The organism is Peptoniphilus duerdenii ATCC BAA-1640, assembly GCF_000146345.1.
Taxonomy (GTDB): domain Bacteria; phylum Bacillota; class Clostridia; order Tissierellales; family Peptoniphilaceae; genus Peptoniphilus_B; species Peptoniphilus_B duerdenii.
The window spans coordinates 1,110,513-1,124,468 of the sequence record NZ_GL397071.1; the positions used below are offsets into that span (position 1 = coordinate 1,110,513).

Below are 13,956 nucleotides of genomic sequence, written 5' to 3' on the forward strand. Positions count from 1 at the left end.
TATGCCTAATATTTCAATATTCGTAATCTCCGACTCAGTTGGAGAGACAGGAGAACTAATTGCTAAAGCATCTGTAAAACAGTTTGAAGCTACAGACTACGAAATTAGAAGATTTCCATACCACAACAGCGTCGAACAAATAAAACCGATTATGGAGATGGCTTCCAGATGTAAAAAAGCGGTGGTTGTGTACACCAACGTAGTTCAAGAAACTAGGGACTACATTCAAATGAAGGGAAGGGAACTCGGCATCCATCTTATAGATGTAATGGGCGAGCCACTCTATGAATTTGAAAAAGCATTGGGACATCCTCCACTTAGAGAACCTGGACTAATAAGGCGTCTTGACGAAAATTATTTCAAAAAAGTGGAGGCAATTGAATTTGCAGTTAAGTATGATGATGGCAAGGATCCTAGGGGAGCTAAGAAAGCTGACATATGCCTAGTAGGTATCTCTAGAACTTCTAAGACTCCGCTTTCAATGTACCTTGCAAATAAAAATTACAAAGTCGCAAACATTCCATTGGTTCCAGAAGTACCGGTACCACAAGAAGTTTATGACAAGGATGTAAATAGGGTAATCGGACTTACATGTAGACCGAGAAAACTTATTTCCATAAGAGAAGAAAGGCTTAGATCACTGGGACTTTCTCAAGGCGCAAAATACGCTGATATAGAAAGAATCAGAGAAGAGCTTATGTACGCAGATGAAGTCATGAGAAAACTTGGCTGTGTAGTTATAGACGTAACTGATAAGGCAATAGAAGAAACTGCAGAGATAGTGCTCGATCATATGAAAAGTGTAGGACTATGAATATAAGAGAAAATAGGGAGATTCTTGAAGAGAAAATTTTAAAACCCTACGCATGCCATTCAAAGGATGCGAAGAGAAAGTACGCTGAAGAAGATTGTAAAATCAGAACCAGTTACCAAAGGGATAGGGATAGAATCATCCATTCAAAATCTTTTAGAAGATTAAAACACAAGACCCAGGTCTTTATCAGTCCAGGCAGAGACCACTTTAGAACCAGACTCACCCACACATTGGAAGTGCAACAGATTGCAAGGACCATTGCAAGGGCACTTGAATTAAATGAAGATTTGGTAGAAGCGATAGCTTTGGGCCACGACCTTGGTCATACTCCATTTGGTCACAGTGGAGAGACTGTTTTAAATAGACTTAAACCAGGTGGATTTCGCCACAACGAACAATCCATAAGGGTGGTGGATTTTCTAGAAACAGGAGAGAAGAGAAGAGGACTAAATCTAACAGAAGATGTGTTAGATGGAATCCTTCATCACACCGGAGACAGAATGGCATCCACCTTGGAAGGAAAAATAATTAAGTTTGCAGATAGAATTGCCTATATTAACCACGATATAGATGATGCTATTAGGGCGGGAATTTTAAAAGAAGAAGACCTTCCAAAAGAAGAAATAGAAATACTCGGTAGCACCCATTCAGCAAGAATTGGCACCATGATCAGCTCAATCATAAATAAATCCTACGGCGAAGAAATAATTGAAATGGAGCCGGAAGTTTATGAAGCGACTATGAACCTTAGAAAATTTATGTTTGATAGGGTCTACCTGGATAAAAATGTAAAAGTTGAAGATACGAAAGTAGATAGAATACTTACATATCTCTACAATTTTTACAAAAAAGATTTATATAGAATACCGAAAGAACATCTAAGTTTGTATGAAAATATTGAACACACAGAGGACGAAATAGTGGCAGACTATATAGCGGGCATGACAGATACCTTCGCCATCCATGTGTTTAGAGAGATATGCATTCCTAAAGGATGGGATAGTAGAGATGAGAATTGACGACAGAGTTTTGGATGAAATACGCCAAAAATCAAGTATCGTAGATGTTATAAGTGAATATGTAGATTTAAAGAAAAAGGGCTCAAACTACATGGGATTGTGCCCTTTTCATTCTGAAAAAACCCCTTCATTTTCCGTATCAGAATCGAAGCAAATATTTAAATGTTTTGGATGCAGCGCTGGCGGCGATGTGATCACATTTATAATGAAGATTGAGCATTTATCTTTTATAGAAGCAGTAAAATTCTTGGCAGAGAAATATAATATTGAACTAAGTGAAGAAAAAGTAGACAAAAAGAAACTCGATAAAATTACGAGATGCTATGAAGCCAATGTGCTTGCAGCAAAATTTTATATGCAAAATCTAAAGAATAATAAGATGGCACTTGAATACTTAGAGAGAAGAGAAATAGGTCCAGAAGTTATTACTGCCTATGGGCTTGGCTTTGCGGAAGATAGCTGGAACAATCTGCTTAACTATATGAAGTCCAACGGATATAACGAAGAGGAACTAGTAGAGTACAACCTGGTTTCTAAATCACAAAATGGAAAGTACTTTGATAGATTTAGAAATCGAATTATGTTTCCGATCATCGATTTAAGACGAAGGGTAATTGCCTTTGGTGGAAGAGTTATGGACGATTCCATGCCAAAATATTTAAATAGCACAGATACAGTTGTATTTCATAAGGGAAGAAATCTCTACAACCAAAATATAGTAAAAAATTTAGACAGAAGTAGAATTATTCTCGTAGAAGGCTACATGGATGTTATTTCTCTCTACAAAAGTGGTATAAAGTATAGTGTAGCAAGTCTAGGTACAGCACTTACTCCAGAGCAGGCAGAGCTTGTAAAAAAATTCGGCAAAGATGTATACATCTGCTACGACGGAGATGAGGCAGGCATAAGAGCTACGAAGCGCGCCATTGGGATTTTGAGATCTGTTGGAGTAAATCCAAAGATCATAAGACTTCCTGAAGGACTTGATCCAGATGAATATTTAAAAAAATATGGAGCATTCAACTTCGAAGTGACCTTATCTGAAGCGACAAACTATTTTGAATACTTGATCGAAGATCTAAAGAAAAACTTCGACATAAGTACCACGGATGGGATGACTGGATTCTTAGTGGAATCAGCAAAACTTGTCGCTACAATAAAAAACCCTATTGAAAGGGATCTTGAAATCGACAGACTCTCAAAAGATTATAAAGTTACGAGATCTGCAATTATAAACTATATAAACAGAAACAAACAAAATTACGAGGACAAGAGAGAAAGAAATAGGGAATATAATTTAAAAAATAGTAGACAAACTACAAAGCCGGTAGCTAAAAATATACAAAACGGATTTAAAAAATCAAAATACCAACTTATGGCTTATGCAGCGGCTGACGAAAATTATATAAAGATAATTAAAAAGTACTTAAACTTAGAAGAATACCTCGAAAAAAATGAAGTAGAGGTCATAAAATCTTTGGAAGAAGCCTATGAAAAAAGTGCAAAAGATCCACTTGAAGATTTAAAAGAAAGTGGCAAAATTACAGAGACTTCCTACAGAATTATAAAAGAAATTGAAGTCTCCCATGAATATCCAGATAAAATCATAGAAGAACTTGCAAAGACTATTATAAAGAGTAAGCTACAAGAAGATTTAAAATCGAATCTATCAAAATTGGAAAAATTAGATAGAAATGAGCCAAATTACAAAGAAAAATTGAAAGAATTATCAGAAATTATTATAGATTTAAACCAAAAACTTAAAGGAGAAATGAAAAATGACTGATCATTTAGATTTTGAAGATGAAGATCAATCTATGTCTAAAGACTCCATAGTAGATTCTCTCATGAAGACAGGAAAGAAAAAGGGAAATCTTACCTATGAAGAAATAGTAGATGCTCTAGATGAAATTCCTATGGAAAGTGATGAAATTGATTCATTGTATAAAGAATTTGAAAAAAAAGGCATCGAACTATTGGATGAAGAGATAGGTGACGATGAAGATGATGACGATGATAAGATCGACTTATCTAAAGAAGATTTGTCCGTTCCAAAGGGAATAAGTGTAGACGATCCTGTGAGAATGTACTTAAAGGAAATCGGTAAAATTCCTCTATTAACAGCGGACGAAGAAGTGGTCATAGCAAAGAGAATGGAAAAGGGAGACAGGGAAGCTGCAAGAGAACTTGCTGAAGCGAACCTAAGACTTGTAGTATCCATCGCCAAAAGATACGTAGGAAGAGGAATGAGTTTCCTTGACTTGATTCAAGAAGGTAACCTTGGACTTATGAAAGCGGTAGACAAATTCGACTACACAAAGGGATTTAAATTCTCAACCTATGCAACCTGGTGGATTAGACAAGCCATCACAAGAGCCATTGCAGACCAAGCAAGAACCATAAGGATTCCTGTTCACATGGTGGAAACAATAAATAAACTTGTGAGAATTCAAAGACAATTGGTGCAAGATCTAGGTAGAGATCCATCTCCAGAAGAAATTGCAGAAGAGATGAATATAGATGTGGAAAGGGTTCGTGAAATTCAAAAGATCGCACAAGAACCAGTATCTTTAGAGACACCAATCGGTGAAGAAGAAGACTCCCATCTTGGAGATTTTATCCCTGATGAAGAAATCCAATCACCACAGGACGCTGCAACATTTACACTTCTAAGAGAACAACTTGGAGATGTCCTCGACACTCTTACAGATAGAGAAAAGAAAGTCTTGACCCTAAGATTTGGACTTGAAGACGGCAGAAATAGAACTCTTGAAGAAGTTGGCAAAGAATTCGATGTCACAAGAGAAAGAATAAGACAGATTGAAGCAAAAGCACTTAGAAAACTTCGCCACCCAAGCAGAAGTAGAAAATTAAAGGATTATTTGGAATGATTTCTAAGAGATTAAATAAAATATCTAGCCATATAAAGGGAAAGAGAATGGCTGACATAGGCACAGATCACGGTCTTGTGCCTATTTTTCTAATTGAAAATAAAATCGTAGACTATGCCATAGCTGCAGATATTTCAAAACCATCCCTTCAAAAGGCAATAGATTTAGCAAAAGAAAAAAATATAGAACTGGACGCAAGGCTCGGAGATGGCATGGAGGTTTTAAATCCGGAAGATGGAATCGAAACTGTAGTAATAGCTGGCATGGGAGGAGTCTTGATCGGAGAGATACTTTCCGCATCAGAAATTTCTAAGAATGTTAGACTCATCCTCCAACCGATGCAAGGTGCAAGAGAACTTAGAAAATATTTATTTGAAAACGGATACGAAATAGTAGATGAAGATGTGGTTTTTGAAGACGATAGATACTTCGAGATAATCGTCGCAGAATATGATGGTAAGATAAGAGAAGTTTCAAATGAAATGGAACTTAAAATCCCAATAAAGGCTCTTAGAAAAAATCAGGAAGAAGCATTTTTATATGTAGATTATCTAAAAGGTGCAAATCTTTTCATAATGAAAGGACTAAAACAGGGTAAGAGAGCCCTTAAGAGATATATAGAACTGAAAAAAGAAGTGAATTATTATGAAAAAATCAATGACAAGTACAGAAAAAATAATTGAATATATAAGAAAGATTGCTCCGGAACAGTATCAGGAAGAATGGGACAACTCCGGCTACCAAGTTAGAATAAAGAACGAAACAGAAAAGGTCATCCTATGTATGGACGTAACGGATAAAGTTATTGATCATGCAGTAGAAAGTGGAGTAAAATTAATTATCTCCCACCATCCGATGATATTTACGGGCATAAAGAGAATAGACGAAGATAGCTACCTTGGAAAAAATATAATTAAACTTATAGAAAATAAAATTTCTGTCTACTCATCCCACACCAGCCTTGACGTTTCAGATAAAGGTGTAAACGTCGCATTGGCAGAAGCTCTTGGACTTCCAATAGTAGAAAACTTTGCCATGACTGATAGTACAACCATTGGCTACGTTCTTGAAAATAATATTGGGGATGAAATCTACGAAAGATTAAATGCTCTCGGAGCAATCTTCTACGGCAAAAAAGTGCCAGTTGAAAGGCTTGCTATCGTAGGAGGTTCTGGTATGAGCTACTTCGACGAGGTAGTATCCAGAGGTCTTAATATGTATATAACCGGAGATGTGAAGCACCACGACGGACAGAGAGCCTACGAAGATAATATTTCTCTAGTGGATCTTACCCATTATGGTTCAGAAAAATTTGCATTAGATAAGTTAAAAGAGCTTTTGGAAGAAAAATTTACAATAGATGTGGAAATAATTGACACAAATTTTAAGTTTTATATATAATATAAAAATGAAAAAACTTTAAATATAAGACAAAGAGGTGCTTATGATAGAAATAAAAAATCTTACGAAGATCTTCAAACTGACGAAGAAGATGAAGAAAGAACTAAAGACTAAGGACAGTGAAAAAATCGCTGTAAATAATATTAATTTAAGTATCAAAGAAGGGGAAATATTTGGGATTCTAGGAACCAACGGCGCCGGTAAGACCACAACCCTAAGAATTATTTCCACACTTCTTAAGCCAACTTCTGGCACTGTAGAAGTAAATGGATTAGATACGGTAAAAAATGGAGAGAAGGTAAGAGAGAAGATTGGATTTTTAACTTCAGAAATAAAACTCGATCCAAACTTCACACCGGATTATCTCTTTGATTTCTTCGGCGAACTTAGAAATGTTCCAAAAGCAACAATAAAAGAGAGAAAAGAAAAATTATTTTCATACTTTGGAATAGATGATTTTAAACACAAGAAGATCGAAGAACTTTCCACAGGAATGAAGCAAAAAGCAGCAATTGCGGTGAGCCTTATGCACAATCCAGAAATAATAATCTTTGACGAACCGACATCCGGTCTTGATATTATAACCGCAAAATCTGTACTTGACTATATAAAAGAACTTAAATCAGAAAATAAAACCATCATAATGTCCACCCACAATATGACCGAAGCGGAAAAAGTCTGCGACAGAATCGGAATTATAATCGATGGCAAGCTAGTGTTTCACGGAACTATTGACGAAGTGGTAGAAAAGACTGATGCAAAAGATTTGGAAGAAGCATTTTTTAAACTTTATTCAAATGAAAAAGGAGAAGACTAATGGGAATGATGATAATACTTAAGAAAGAACTGAGAAGAGTCTTCGGCGATAAAAAAATGATTTTTGGAATGTTCATCTTGCCACCACTTATGATGGTAATTATATTTTCACTGATTGGAAATACAATGAACAATATGATGGACGATATGAAAACCCACAAATCTCTTGTTTATTTCTCCAACCTAGATGAAAAGACAAAAGCAGATTTTGGAAGCATTGCCGAAACCATGACCATCGAGAGTATAAAAGATGGGGAGATGGAAAATCTAAAAGAGAAGCTTAAAAATGGAGAGATAGATGCGATAGTAGAACTTCCATCTGATTTCAGACAAAAAATCGAAAACTATGATAGAGAAAATATCCCGAATATAAATATTTTTTACAACCCTTCAGAAGACAATTCCGATATGGCATATAAAAAACTTGAGTCAGTATTCGATGAAGGTATAAAGAAAAATATTATAAAAGAAAGAATAGGAGACGAAAAAATATTAGAAGTATTCACCATCAATAAGGATGTAGATGGACAGATTTTCAAAGAAGAAAAGATGTCTGGCAAAGCACTATCTATGATGCTTCCATATTTTATTGTTATCATGCTCTATAGCTCCATCATGGGTCTTTCAATCGATACATTTACAGGAGAAAAAGAAAGAGGAACTATGGCAAGCCTTCTTCTTGCACCGATAAAGAGAACAGACATCGTCCTTGGAAAATTAATCGGACTTACACTAATCTCCATGATATCTTCGATTGCCTATGTGGTTTCAATGTCAATCGTAATGCCAAAAGCAATGTCCTTTGGTCAAGATACTACTGTGAAATTTACATTTACTCAGTTTGGACAGATTGCACTTATAATGCTTTCAATGGCATTTCTAATGGTGGCGATGATTTCTATAATTGCAACCTATGCAAAGAATGCAAAGGAAGCGGGCACATATATAGCTCCGCTCTATATTATTGTCATAGTTGCAGGAGTTTTGACCATGACCTCAACGGGAGAAGCATCTCCAATTAAATTCTTGATTCCAATCTACGGAAGCTGCCTTGCAATAGGTCGTTCTATAGTTTCTGAATTAGATACTTTAAATCTTATCTATTCAGTTGGATCCAACGTACTAATTGGACTAGTATTCTCATTCATCGTTGCCAAGATGTTTGGAAGCGAAAAAATAATGTTTAACGCATAAAAATTTAACCCATTCGCAGTTGAATGGGTTTTTTAATGTTTATTTTTATTATATGTCTTTGCAAATGTAACTTACCACCGATTTTAAATTATACATTTCAATGGATTTCAAATTTAAAATTACAACTTCTTCTGGAGATTTAAGGTCGCTTACCTCAACCGGGAAATCTCTTTTTAGAACATAGTTGCAGATTAAATTCTTGGAATATTTTCCACTCTTTGTGTATATATCCAATGCAAACTCACCGTCATGTATATTTAGCAGGTAGTCCTTTGAATTTAAAAACATATCTGGAAAGGTTGTGACACCTGAGATTTTAAGGGTGTCATGATCGAGATCTATATCTCTTATTTCGAGATAATCTTCGCCAAAAGTAATCCTATTTTCTCTATGAATCAGAAATCTATTTTCATAGAGGTACACAAGACCTTCTACATCTTTAAGATTGTGGTGTCCAATAATATCTAGATTCTTTTCGTCCTTTGATGTGAGATAATTTCTAAATAGTTCAACCACTTCCGCACCTGATATATCCTCTCCACGATCTAAATTAAAATACTTTTCAACTTCCATCTGTCTTAAGGACTTCATAGGGAAGAGATGTCTGTACCTGTTGAAATACTTGTAGAGGTCCGTGGATTTATATTCAAAATTCAAATTATAATACTTTGCCCTCTGTCTTATAAAAGGAAGGTCGAAGGACTCTCCATTGTATGTAATAAAGTTGCATCCATTATATTTTTCTATAAAATCGGAGATAAGTTCCTGCTCATCCTTTAGATCTTCGATGACAGTAGTCACTATTTTTACTCCGTCAGAAACGGTGATGGATACGATGGGATTTTGATGTGTGAGTCCTGTGGTCTCAATATCCATAAAAACAAAATCGTCATATTTATTATTTTTTTCGTTAATAGTCTCAAATACTTTCATAATTACCCACTTTAAATATTTTCTTATTTAAATTATAATTGATACTAGGTTATTTAGAAAGGGGAAGCAATGATAAATTTAGTGAGAACGAGAAATAGTCTGATGAAGAACGGATTTATTTCTGAAATATTTGAAACTGGAGCAGAGGCAAGAGATTACTTCATGAACTTTATAAAGCCAGGCAGAACTGTGGCAGTGGCAGGATCTGTAACTCTTGAAGAGCTTGATATATATAATTCTTTAAAAGAAAAAGGAGCAGACGTGTCCATGCACTGGTTGGACAGGGACTACCAAAGCAGCATGATGAAATCACATATGGCAGATTTCTTCGTGACTTCTGCAAACGCGGTAACTGAGGACGGACAGATTCTCATGGTGGACTACTATGGAAATAGAATCAGTGCTGTTACCTTTGGCAAGAAAAAAGTATTCTTCTTTGTTGGAAGAAATAAGGTTGTAACCGATGTAAACTCAGGATTTAATAGATCTTTAATAATCGCTCAACCACAAAATTTCAAGAGAATGGAACTAGAAAGCCTAAAGAAAAACATGAGACTTGATTTTGATAGACAAGAAGATACGAATATTATGGAGCTAACTCTTAAACATGGTCCTAAATTCCAAGATACATATGTGTTTTTAATTAACGAAGATTTGGGGTATTAAATTGATTTATTTAGATAATTGCGCAACTACAAAACCGAGACCAGAAGTGGTGGATATGATGGTGAAGGTGCTAACAACTGACTTTGGAAATCCTTCCTCCCTTCATAGAATGGGAATGGATGCAGAAAAGATCAGAGAAGGTGCAAGGGCGAGTCTTGCAAAATTCATCCATGCAAATCCAAAGGAAATATTCTTTACCTCTGGCGGAACTGAAAGCAATAATATTGCGGTACAAGGTTTTATAGAAAAGAATAAGAGATTTAAAAAGATAATCACCACAACCATAGAACATTCTTCTCTTAGAAAATTATTTCTTCGCTACAGAGATCTCGGTTATGAAGTGGTGCTACTTCCCGTAGATCCAAAGGGCAAAGTCTTAATTTCTGAACTTAAAAAAGAAGTAAATGACAACACAGCGGTGGTAGCCCTTGCCCAAGTAAATAGCGAACTAGGAACTATCCAAGATATCAAAGAAATCGTAAAGATTGTAAAAGAAATAAATCCTAATACTTTTGTCCATGTGGATGGGGTCCAAGCCCTTTGCAAAATTCCTGTGGATGTGAAGGAACTTGGCTGTGACAGTTATGCAATGAGCTCCCACAAAGTATATGGACCGAAGGGAACAGGAGCTTTGTATATAAAGAATGCGGTGGCAATTCCTTCAATAGTTTACGGAGGAGGACAGGAAAAAGATGTCCGTTCAGGAACAGAAAATATGCCGGGAATAGCAGGTTTTAAAGTTGCAATAGACTGCGAATTAGAAGATTTTGAAAAAGAATATGCCCATGCGAAAAAGATTAAGGCATACCTACTTAAAAAGTTGGAAGAAAATTTGGACCGTTACCAAGTAAATGGTGAAGATGGTAGCCCATATATTACCAGTGTTTCAATAGAAGGCACCAGGGGAGAGGTAATTCTTCACTACTTGGAAGAGTTTGATATATTTATAAGCACAGCATCTGCTTGTAACAGCAATGGCACAGAAAAATCTGCGGTTTTGCAGGGAATAGGACTTCCAGAAAATCTAATGGAAGGCACAATCAGAATTTGCATATGTAAAGATATAGATGAAAAAGATATAGACGAATTCATCGAAAAACTTATTTATTCGGTGAAGGAAGTCAGAGGAGTGATGGAAAGATAATGTTTAAATATGCAGTAGGACTCTCACTTGGAGAGTTGGTTTTAAAAGGAAAAAATAGGGGAAGTTTTATCGACGCGCTTATAAAGCAAGTTGTAAGATCTCTCCACGATATAGAATATAAAAAGATTTACCAAGACATTGGAAAAGTATATATTGAATGCGAAAAAGAAAACATGGATAGAATCATCAAAAGGGTGTCCCACGTATTTGGGATTGTATACCTAAGTCCATGTATAAAAGTCGGTAAAGACGAAGACGAAATAAGAGAAGCGATAAAAGAAATAACGAGAGAAACTCTAGAAAAGAATGATTTCAAAACTTTTAAAGGAGAAACGAAGAGGGCAGACAAGAAATTTCCGATGACCAGCATGGAATTTAGCCGCGTCATAGGAGAAACTGTTCTAAAAAATTTCGATATAAATGTTGATGTTCATAATCCGGACTTCTATGTCTATGTGGACATAAGACAAGATGCATATGTGTACACAGAAAAATTTAGAGGACATGGAGGACTACCTCTTGGCACAAATGGCACAGGACTACTTCTTTTATCAGGAGGAATAGACAGCCCGGTGGCAGGTTACATGATGGCGAAGCGTGGCGTGAAGGTGGACGCTCTCCACTTCCATTCATTCCCATTCACATCTAAGAGGGCAGAAGAAAAAGTAATAAAACTTGGTGAAATAGTTAGCTCCTACTCAGGACCGATGAAGATTTATTCAGTGAACATCCTTCCAATTCAGAAAGAAATAAACAAACACTGCCACGAATCTCAGATGACCGTCCTATCAAGAAGGTTTATGATGAGAATCGCAGAGAGTATCTCAGCAAAAAACGGGTATAAATCAATTATAACCGGAGAAAATCTCGGACAAGTTGCTTCCCAAACTATAGAAGGACTAGCCTGCACCGATGCGATTACAGACAGATTGGTATTTAGACCACTAATCGGAATGGACAAGGTGGACATCATAGAAATATCTAAGAGAATAGGAACCTATGAAACATCAATCCTTCCATTCGAAGATTGTTGCACAGTGTTCTTACCTAAACATCCACTTCTAAAACCAACCATAGAAATTATGGAAAAATCAGAAGAAGGCTTGGACATTGATAAATTAGTCGAAGAAGCAATAGAAAACATGACCATAATTAATATTGAATAGGAGGAGAAAATGAAAAGACAAGGAAAGATAGGTGGCTCACTACTAATCATAATAGCATTGGTAGCAGTTATCGGGGGAATACTCGTTAAGAATTACAATAGATTAGTAACCCTAGAAGCAGAAGTAGATGGCAAGTATGCTCAAGTAGAAAACGTGGTTAAAAGACGTGCGGACCTTATACCAAACTTGGTAAACACAGTTAAAGGTTACGCAAACCACGAAGAAGAAACACTAACCAAGATCACAGAAGCTAGATCAAAAGTTCAAAGTGCAAAGACACCAGAAGAATTATCAGAAGCAAACACAGAACTTACAAAGGCAATCGGTGATATAAATGTAGTGGTAGAAGCATATCCAGAGCTAAAAGCTAACGAAGGATTCTTAAACCTACAAGCACAACTAGAAGGCACAGAAAACAGAATCGCTACAGAAAGAGAGAGATACAATAGCGCAGTTACAGAATTTAACAAAGATGTAAAGAGATTTCCAACCAATATTTTCGCTTCAATCTTAGGATTCTCACCTAAGTCATACTTTGAAGTATCAGCAAGCGATATGGAAAATCCACAAGTAGATTTTGATAAAAAATAAAATGAAAAGAATCATCCTTTCAATAATACTTTTGATGTCTCTAACCATGGGTACCTTTGCAGAAAAAGACGTGTGGGTACCAGATCCAAAGGATGCAAAAGGATACGTCTACGATGAAATGGGAATCCTATCAGAGACATCAATTGAGTACATCAATGAAACAAACTACGACTTGGAAAAGAAGACCGGAGCACAAATAGGAGTCATGATAGTAAAATCACTTCAAGGATATGACGGCAACTCCTATGGTGTAAAAATTTTCGATAAATGGAAATTTGGAAACAAAGAGAACAACGGACTTCTAATTCTTCTATCCATCCCAGAAGGAAGCTTAACCATCATGCCAGGTTACAGGACAGAAGGTTGGGTACCAGATGCGGTAGCAGATACCATAAGGCGTAACGCATCCAAACTATTTCCACCGGGAGATAGAACAGGAGAAAACAAGGAAGCCTACGAAGAAGGAATCCTTGAAATCTATAACGAAGTACTAGAAAAATATAAACAAGAGTACGACATAGAAATAGAAAGATCAGTGCCGGCATCATTCTCACCAGATGACGAATTCTCAGACATAAGTCCTATAAGAATAATAATGTTTGTAATCATCATCCTAATAATACTTTCAACTAACAATAGAAGGAGAAAGTATAGGAGAAGATATAGAAGAAATATTTTCTATGATGATGACGATTTCGGCGGCGGCTTCGGAGGATTTTTCGGAGGAGGCGGCTTCGGTGGAGGAAGCAGCGGAAGCTCCGGCGGATTTGGAGGATTCTCCGGTGGAGGAGGATCAACAGGTGGCGGAGGAAGCTCCGGCTCTTGGTAAAAATAAAAAAATGACCAGAGGTATGACCTCTGGTTTTTTGATTGGAAATTAAAATAAGTATCTAAGGCACTGGCATCAATACTTGACTTCACCAAGGTTATACCCGTTCGACTCCTGTGACTTCGTCATCTTCGCTCAGGGTGACTGCATTCCTTAAGATTTCATACTAAATTATTTTCCCTCAGGCGAGCAGTCGAGTTCTGTAAATCAGTCTTCACAATGCTCGGATTATTTGGAACTCTTTGCACGAAACCTGCACCGAAATCACAGATTTCGGCTAGGGCTTCGAAGGATCTGACCCATATTTAACCTATCTAAGACAAAAATATTAAAAATTATCCTATCAACTACAGTCACCCTGAGCGGAAGAGCCGAAGGCTCTGCAGTCGAACGGGTATAACCTCCAATGGTCAAGTCCTTGCAAATGAAATAATTTCAAAGATTATAATATATGTAAATAAATATCCTACGCATAACCAAACCCTATTCTTT

At 36.3% G+C, this 13,956-nt stretch carries 14 protein-coding genes; 13 read left to right on the top strand and 1 reads right to left on the bottom strand.

What is annotated here, in order from left to right; translation table 11 throughout:
• Position 1 precedes the first annotated feature (1 nt).
• Genes HMPREF9225_RS04920 through HMPREF9225_RS04955 form a run of 8 tightly spaced genes read left to right on the top strand, consistent with a single transcriptional unit; the run spans position 2 to position 8,135 of the window.
• Positions 2-814 carry a pyruvate, water dikinase regulatory protein gene (locus tag HMPREF9225_RS04920; RefSeq protein ID WP_008901845.1) on the top strand — a complete coding sequence of 271 codons (813 nt, stop codon included), beginning with the start codon at positions 2-4 and terminating at the stop codon, positions 812-814.
• Positions 811-1,833: a deoxyguanosinetriphosphate triphosphohydrolase gene (locus HMPREF9225_RS04925; protein ID WP_008901846.1), complete on the top strand. Its 1,023-nt coding sequence runs from the start codon at positions 811-813 to the stop codon at positions 1,831-1,833. Before HMPREF9225_RS04920 ends, HMPREF9225_RS04925 begins: the two co-directional genes overlap by 4 nt.
• Positions 1,823-3,619: a DNA primase gene (gene dnaG, locus HMPREF9225_RS04930; RefSeq protein WP_008901847.1), complete on the top strand. Its 1,797-nt coding sequence runs from the start codon at positions 1,823-1,825 to the stop codon at positions 3,617-3,619. Before HMPREF9225_RS04925 ends, dnaG begins: the two co-directional genes overlap by 11 nt.
• Entirely contained in the window at positions 3,612-4,724 is a 1,113-nt protein-coding gene (gene rpoD / locus HMPREF9225_RS04935) for an RNA polymerase sigma factor RpoD (RefSeq protein ID WP_008901848.1), read from the top strand. Before dnaG ends, rpoD begins: the two co-directional genes overlap by 8 nt.
• The gene (locus HMPREF9225_RS04940) at positions 4,721-5,407 is read left to right on the top strand and encodes a tRNA (adenine(22)-N(1))-methyltransferase (protein WP_008901849.1); all 687 of its coding nucleotides are present in this window, start codon (positions 4,721-4,723) and stop codon (positions 5,405-5,407) included. The genes rpoD and HMPREF9225_RS04940 overlap by 4 nt, the downstream gene beginning before the upstream one ends.
• Positions 5,370-6,125: a Nif3-like dinuclear metal center hexameric protein gene (locus tag HMPREF9225_RS04945; RefSeq protein WP_008901850.1), complete on the top strand. Its 756-nt coding sequence runs from the start codon at positions 5,370-5,372 to the stop codon at positions 6,123-6,125. Before HMPREF9225_RS04940 ends, HMPREF9225_RS04945 begins: the two co-directional genes overlap by 38 nt.
• A 43-nt stretch (positions 6,126-6,168) precedes the next feature.
• Positions 6,169-6,942 (top strand): ABC transporter ATP-binding protein, encoded by a 774-nt coding sequence (locus HMPREF9225_RS04950; protein ID WP_008901851.1) that lies wholly within the window; start codon positions 6,169-6,171, stop codon positions 6,940-6,942.
• Complete coding sequence (locus HMPREF9225_RS04955) at positions 6,942-8,135, top strand: ABC transporter permease (protein ID WP_008901852.1); 1,194 nt, start codon at positions 6,942-6,944, stop codon at positions 8,133-8,135. Before HMPREF9225_RS04950 ends, HMPREF9225_RS04955 begins: the two co-directional genes overlap by 1 nt.
• A gap of 48 nt (positions 8,136-8,183) precedes the next feature.
• Here the strand turns inward: HMPREF9225_RS04955 and HMPREF9225_RS04960 are convergent, their stop codons facing one another.
• Positions 8,184-9,068: a ribonuclease H-like domain-containing protein gene (locus HMPREF9225_RS04960; RefSeq protein ID WP_008901853.1), complete on the bottom strand. Its 885-nt coding sequence runs from the start codon at positions 9,066-9,068 to the stop codon at positions 8,184-8,186.
• 69 nt (positions 9,069-9,137) lie between these two features.
• On the opposite strand from HMPREF9225_RS04960, the gene HMPREF9225_RS04965 reads away from it, so the two are divergent.
• From HMPREF9225_RS04965 to HMPREF9225_RS04985, 5 genes are read left to right on the top strand one after another with little or no spacing between them, the layout of a single operon-like run.
• Complete coding sequence (locus tag HMPREF9225_RS04965; protein WP_023058949.1) at positions 9,138-9,734, top strand: LUD domain-containing protein; 597 nt, start codon at positions 9,138-9,140, stop codon at positions 9,732-9,734.
• Between the two features lies 1 nt (position 9,735).
• Positions 9,736-10,878, top strand: coding sequence for a cysteine desulfurase family protein (locus tag HMPREF9225_RS04970; RefSeq protein WP_008901855.1), 1,143 nt, complete (start codon positions 9,736-9,738; stop codon positions 10,876-10,878).
• Positions 10,878-12,044 (top strand): tRNA uracil 4-sulfurtransferase ThiI, encoded by a 1,167-nt coding sequence (gene thiI, locus HMPREF9225_RS04975; protein WP_008901856.1) that lies wholly within the window; start codon positions 10,878-10,880, stop codon positions 12,042-12,044. The genes HMPREF9225_RS04970 and thiI overlap by 1 nt, the downstream gene beginning before the upstream one ends.
• Before the next feature lie 9 nt (positions 12,045-12,053).
• On the top strand, positions 12,054-12,635 hold the full coding sequence (locus HMPREF9225_RS04980; RefSeq protein ID WP_008901857.1) for a LemA family protein: 582 nt from the start codon (positions 12,054-12,056) through the stop codon (positions 12,633-12,635).
• A complete protein-coding gene (locus tag HMPREF9225_RS04985) occupies positions 12,622-13,464 on the top strand; it encodes a TPM domain-containing protein (RefSeq protein WP_008901858.1) in 843 nt (280 codons plus the stop codon). The genes HMPREF9225_RS04980 and HMPREF9225_RS04985 overlap by 14 nt, the downstream gene beginning before the upstream one ends.
• Positions 13,465-13,956: the final 492 nt, after the last annotated feature.

Coding starts and splice junctions, on each gene's coding strand:
- HMPREF9225_RS04920 (WP_008901845.1), top strand. CDS start 2: ATGCCTAATATTTCAATATTCGTAATCTCCGACTCAGTTGGAGAGACA.
- HMPREF9225_RS04925 (WP_008901846.1), top strand. CDS start 811: ATGAATATAAGAGAAAATAGGGAGATTCTTGAAGAGAAAATTTTAAAA.
- dnaG (WP_008901847.1), top strand. CDS start 1,823: ATGAGAATTGACGACAGAGTTTTGGATGAAATACGCCAAAAATCAAGT.
- rpoD (WP_008901848.1), top strand. CDS start 3,612: ATGACTGATCATTTAGATTTTGAAGATGAAGATCAATCTATGTCTAAA.
- HMPREF9225_RS04940 (WP_008901849.1), top strand. CDS start 4,721: ATGATTTCTAAGAGATTAAATAAAATATCTAGCCATATAAAGGGAAAG.
- HMPREF9225_RS04945 (WP_008901850.1), top strand. CDS start 5,370: ATGAAAAAATCAATGACAAGTACAGAAAAAATAATTGAATATATAAGA.
- HMPREF9225_RS04950 (WP_008901851.1), top strand. CDS start 6,169: ATGATAGAAATAAAAAATCTTACGAAGATCTTCAAACTGACGAAGAAG.
- HMPREF9225_RS04955 (WP_008901852.1), top strand. CDS start 6,942: ATGGGAATGATGATAATACTTAAGAAAGAACTGAGAAGAGTCTTCGGC.
- HMPREF9225_RS04960 (WP_008901853.1), bottom strand. CDS start 9,068: ATGAAAGTATTTGAGACTATTAACGAAAAAAATAATAAATATGACGAT.
- HMPREF9225_RS04965 (WP_023058949.1), top strand. CDS start 9,138: ATGATAAATTTAGTGAGAACGAGAAATAGTCTGATGAAGAACGGATTT.
- thiI (WP_008901856.1), top strand. CDS start 10,878: ATGTTTAAATATGCAGTAGGACTCTCACTTGGAGAGTTGGTTTTAAAA.
- HMPREF9225_RS04980 (WP_008901857.1), top strand. CDS start 12,054: ATGAAAAGACAAGGAAAGATAGGTGGCTCACTACTAATCATAATAGCA.